This window comes from Globicatella sanguinis NBRC 15551 (genome assembly GCF_001552295.1).
Classification (GTDB): Bacteria; Bacillota; Bacilli; order Lactobacillales; family Aerococcaceae; genus Globicatella; species Globicatella sanguinis.
On sequence record NZ_BCQX01000162.1, the window covers coordinates 1 to 3,453 of the forward strand.

The window sequence follows — 3,453 nt, forward strand, 5'->3', positions numbered from 1 at the left end:
TTTTTGCCCACTCCCAGTGTTTTTTTGTTTAGTAGGCAACTTGATGGTAAAAGACAAAAAGTTTGTGAACTGGAATAAACAATTGATGATGAAATATTACCTATCCAAAACGAACAGCTTTGATGGAGAAAATGAAATTAAATCAGTAAAATGATTCGAAAAAAATTTATTTTTGAAAAAGGTGAATTAGGAGATTGTTTTGAACAGGTTGTTGTTTGAGATTAAGTGAATGATTACAATATAACGAAAAAATAATGAGAGTAAAATGAGGTTTTTATCGTGAAAGTTGATTATAAAGACGTTTTTATGATGCGAAAGAGTTTGTTTTAAGAAAAAGATTGTGAAAAAAGAGCGGGCAATAAGTAAATTGATTTTTACTTATTACTCGCTCTTGAAATATTTAAAAGACTGAAAGTCTCCTAGCAATTATTGAGTAAGGCATAGATCATTTCATATAAGTCAATGAATTAAGCCTCATTATCTAAAGTATTTAATTTGTCTTTGACCATTTTCATTAGGACAGGGATGTCTTCAGGACGGTTCACAACATCTAATTGGTCAATATCCACCATTAGCACTTGAGAGGCATGATAGTGATTTTTAACCCAAGCATCATAACCTGACCACAAAGTATAATAGTAATGACGCAAACTTTCATCTTGTTCAAATTCTCGTCCACGAAGCCCAATGCGTTCCATAATGGTTTCAAATGAACCGTGTAAGTAGACCATTAAATCTGGTGCTTTTTGTGGTAAGGATTCTAACTCTTCCATCATATTATTTAATAATTTTTCATATATTTTAAATTCCATATCAGAAATACGACCTAAATCATTATTAACTTTACAGAAATACCAATCTTCATAAATTGAACGGTCTAAGACATTATGACGATTATGGAATGCACGTTTAATATCTTGATAACGACTACTTAAAAACTCTAACTGTAATAAGAAAGGATAACGTTTTGCATCCTGTTCTTCCGGGCTAGCTGTATAAAATAATGGCAAAATATCATTATTCTCGACATTTTCATAAAAGACTTCAGAATCTAACTGCTCTCCAATAACTTTGGCCACGCTTGTCTTACCAGCGCCAATCATGCCACCAATGACTATTATCATAACCAACTCCTCAAATGATTTAACAAAATTTCAACTCATTGATTATAACATAAAACCAAAGACGTTAAAGTATTATTTTTGAATTCTTTTTAAAGTATATTAAACGTAAATGAAAATATCTTAGTACACCGAAAATAAGAATGTTTCAAATCCACTACCATCATCACTAACAATAGGCTTGAAATGGTCAGGAACAGGTTGTTTTATGATTCCCATTATTTTTAGTTCTGGTAGAAATAAAGAAGTTATCAGATAACTAGGAAGGAAGTCAATTGATGCACCTCTTTATATGATGGTGCAAACTAAAAAGTTTTATGCTCTAATCTATCAACAATAATTTTTATTAAAGCATTAATTACCCCTTCTGTCCTCTCACATAAGAATTATTATATGGTTTAAACTCATGGTCATGTAGGGATACGGCAGCATCGTTTAACCAGTTGGTGTTTCGTAAGATAGCACGACCAATCATCACGGCATCGGCTTGATTGGTTTGTAAGATAAATTCAGCCAATCCTGGATCATCGATTAAGCCAACGGTAATTACATCAATCGCAACAGCTTCTTTAATTCTAGTTGCATAAGGTGTTTGGAAACCAGCATGAACGGGAATATTAGGTTTTTTACTTAAGATGCCACCAGTGGAGACATCGATAGCTACAACACCCTGTTCTTCCATCCAACGAGCCATTTGTTGCCAATCTTCAATTGTATTTTGTTGGCCTGTTTCATCATATGCATCGGCCGAGATACGTACCCAAATTGGTAGAGCAACTTGAGCTTTAATGCCGTCGATAATTTCGCGTAAAATACGATAACGGTTTTCTAAGCTGCCACCATATTGGTCATTCCGTTGATTAGCTAATGGTGATAAAAATTGGCTGATTAAATAGCCATGAGCTGCATGAATTTCAATCATATCATAACCGGCTTTTTCAGCACGGATACTGGAAGCGACAAAGCCATCAATCGTTGCTTGAATTTGTTCTAAAGTCATTTCAACTGGCGGATTATAGGGCTCGCCATAAGGAATGCCACTAGGACTTAGTGGTGCTTGGGCATCACTTGCTTTACGCCCGGCATGGGAAATTTGAATACCCATTTTACTTCCTAAATAATGGACGGAATCAACCAATTTTTTCATTGCTTCCATTTGTTCGTCATTCCATAAACCTAAATCTTGATTTGTGATACGCCCATCGGGTTCAATGGCGGTTGCTTCTTGAATGATTAGTCCCATTTTACTAATGGCCCGCATTCCATAATGGGCAAAATGGAAGGGGGTCGGTTTTCCGTCTTGTTCGTGTGCTTCATACATACACATGGGTGGCATGATGACGCGGTTAGATAAATCAATCCCACCGATTTTAGCAGGAGATAATAATTTTGACATGGCATAAGCCTCCTTTTCATCTAATAGTATAAATTATCCAAACAGTTTTAGACAACATTATTGCTTGCATTTGAATAATCGGAATTTCAAGCAAAATAAATTCAGCAAATGCTCAAACTGTGTTAAACTAAATCTCGAAAGAGGGGGATATCTTAATGGAATACAAATCACTGTATCATACTGAAGTTATTAACCAAGATGGGATTGAAGGGATTGCTTATGTGAATGAAGCGGATGGATTAAAAGTACAAGTTTCTAGTCCAACCAAAAATGTACCGGGAACGAATCCGGAGCAATTATTAGGATTGGCCTTAACCACTTGTTTAAATGCAACGATCGAAGCTGAAGAAAAACGCCGCGGATATGAACATCAAGCAGTAGTCAAAGCAGAAATTGATTTAGCACAAGATGAACCGGGTTATCAATTTTTCGTTGCAGTAAAAGTAACAATGCCACATCTCGAAAGTGCTGAAGCCCAATCGATTTTAGCAACCAGTTTGAAGCGATGTCCCGTTGTCAAATTATTAAAAGATGGTGAAAATGTCAACATTGAATTAGTAGGTTAATGGAGAATCAGCTATGTCAGCTAAAGTTCTTTCTGAAGTTTTAATTTATGAAGTGTTAGCGGTCGTGTCAGAAATACCAATAGGTAATGTTGCCACTTATGGACAAATCGCTCAATTAATTAATCGCCCAAAAAATGCGCGTTTAGTTGGCAAAGTTTTAAGTCAAGCGGATTTGTATGGCGAGTATCCTTGTCATCGCGTGGTGAATGCAGCTGGAAGATTAGCACCTCATTTTGTTCAACAAAAATCTTTGTTGTTGGACGAAGGCATCACCTTTAAAGATGAGTGCCATGTTGATAAAAAGCAACATCAATGGCAACTATGGTAACAAAGCTAGTATATAGGTAGAGGGTTTTATTATTTTAAACGG

4 protein-coding genes are annotated in these 3,453 nt (G+C 35.6%); 2 read left to right on the forward strand and 2 right to left on the reverse strand.

Annotation, left to right across the window (positions count from 1 at the left end):
- Positions 1–467: 467 nt before the first annotated feature.
- Both GSA01S_RS09640 and GSA01S_RS09645 read right to left on the reverse strand, forming a co-directional pair.
- A complete protein-coding gene (locus tag GSA01S_RS09640) occupies positions 468–1,124 on the reverse strand; it encodes a deoxynucleoside kinase (RefSeq protein ID WP_066127014.1) in 657 nt (218 codons plus the stop codon).
- 355 nt (positions 1,125–1,479) lie between these two features.
- The gene (locus GSA01S_RS09645; RefSeq protein ID WP_066127017.1) at positions 1,480–2,517 is read right to left on the reverse strand and encodes an NADH:flavin oxidoreductase/NADH oxidase; all 1,038 of its coding nucleotides are present in this window, start codon (positions 2,515–2,517) and stop codon (positions 1,480–1,482) included.
- Between the two features lie 155 nt (positions 2,518–2,672).
- Here GSA01S_RS09645 and GSA01S_RS09650 point away from each other — a divergent pair, with 155 nt between their 5' ends.
- Both GSA01S_RS09650 and GSA01S_RS09655 read left to right on the forward strand, forming a co-directional pair.
- Positions 2,673–3,083, forward strand: a complete 411-nt coding sequence (locus GSA01S_RS09650) for an OsmC family protein (protein ID WP_066127020.1) — start codon at positions 2,673–2,675, stop codon at positions 3,081–3,083.
- Between the two features lie 13 nt (positions 3,084–3,096).
- Positions 3,097–3,411 (forward strand): MGMT family protein, encoded by a 315-nt coding sequence (locus GSA01S_RS09655; RefSeq protein WP_066127024.1) that lies wholly within the window; start codon positions 3,097–3,099, stop codon positions 3,409–3,411.
- Positions 3,412–3,453: the final 42 nt, after the last annotated feature.